General features: G+C 44.6%; 1 protein-coding gene. It reads right to left on the bottom strand.

What is annotated here, in order from left to right:
* The coding region (locus HMPREF9074_RS11520) for a hypothetical protein (RefSeq protein WP_034541038.1) at positions 1 to 827 on the bottom strand (827 nt) is incomplete at its 3' end.
* Between the last annotated feature and the right edge of the window lie 131 nt (positions 828 to 958).

Raw genomic sequence — 958 nt, 5'->3', positions numbered from 1 at the left:
AGCACGAAAAGAGCAACTACCGCTATACCAGCACCGATAAGCAGGGTGTTGTTTTTGTTTTTCTTCTGCTCTTTTTCTTTTTGCAGGGTGCGTTGTATTTCCTCGCGTTTAAGTTGCTCGGCTTTGTCGGCGGCAGCTTTGGCTTCAGAGGCTTTTACCATTATTCGCGTTTGCCTCATCAGGTTGATGTCTTTTTTGAGCTGTATGGCTTGCTCCTGTAGGCTGTTGTACTTCTGGCGTTCATCTGCAAGGTCTTTGCTTAATAGAGCTACCTTATCGGGGGCAATACGGTCTTCTATCTGTTTTATCCTTACTTCTAATGCTTTCCGTTCTTCTGCTACAGATTTGGTTTTTTCTGACCATTCGAGTGCTTCATTGCGGTAATCATTACAAGTGAAGCTTACCCCTAAAAAAGGGCGGCTAAGAGCATCAAGCGCATCGAGGTTGAAGGCGGTGAGCCCATAACGCCCTTCGGCTACTTCGGGGTTGTCTTCCCACACTTTGCGCTGGGCTTCAAGGTCGGCTACTTCGTTGCTTAAGGCACTTACTTTGCGGCGGTAGGCTTCGGTGTTTTTTTCCATAGCATTGACCATTTGCATATTTTCACCATTTTCCTTTGTAGCAATGGTTGCTTTGAGGTTTTCGATAGCTTTTAGGGTATCGTAATAGGCGGTTTTACTGCGGTCGCGGTCTGAACGCTCATCGCCGCAATTGCCTACAAGGTCGCCTACTATAGTACCCCCAAAAATATTCTTTAGTCCCCACCCTAAAGCAGGAATAGGGGCACAATGTTGGGCTGTACGGGGTTTGTCAAAAGGGTTTTCCATATAATTGTTAATTATTGTTGTTACTTTATTAGGTATAAGGCTGCTACGACAAAGGTGCCTAATAGCAGCAGTTTTTTTTGTTCTTCTTGGGCTAATTTTTTCTTTTTATTAGCGTTGTCTTGGGCTATTTT

Origin of the sequence: Capnocytophaga sp. oral taxon 329 str. F0087, assembly GCF_000213295.2 — a bacterium.
Classification (GTDB): domain Bacteria; phylum Bacteroidota; class Bacteroidia; order Flavobacteriales; family Flavobacteriaceae; genus Capnocytophaga; species Capnocytophaga leadbetteri_A.
The sequence above is the reverse complement of the archived record's forward strand: the minus strand, read 5'-3'. Positions and strand labels throughout refer to the sequence as shown.